The organism is Saccharothrix sp. NRRL B-16348 (genome assembly GCF_001280085.1).
Classification (GTDB): Bacteria; Actinomycetota; Actinomycetes; order Mycobacteriales; family Pseudonocardiaceae; genus Actinosynnema.
Window position 1 is genome coordinate 1 of sequence record NZ_LGED01000132.1, and the last position, 316, is coordinate 316.

The following is a 316-nucleotide window of genomic DNA, read 5'->3' on the forward strand; positions in this document are numbered from 1 at the left end:
ACCCCGTCATGGACCTCGAAAACGCGGGCAGCTCCCTACGGTTCTTCATCCGCGATCGCGACGGCAAGTACCCTGCCCTCTTCGACACGATCCACGCCGTCACGGACATCCAGGTCGTTCTCAGCGAAAACAACATCCCGCAGATGAACGCGATCAAGGACGCTGGATCCGCAGCGGCCGCCGAGAACACTTCGACCACCCACTCAGCCGGAACCAACAGCACCTACTCCACGCGCAACGCCAGTACGAGCAGTTCTACAACAACCGCCGCCCCCACCAAGGCATCGACAACGCCCGACCACTGCGACCACCAGCC

General features: G+C 62.3%; 1 pseudogene. It reads left to right on the forward strand.

The features are described 5' to 3' along the window. A pseudogene (locus tag ADK67_RS52520) lies at positions 1 to 316 on the forward strand (hypothetical protein); the annotation flags it as partial.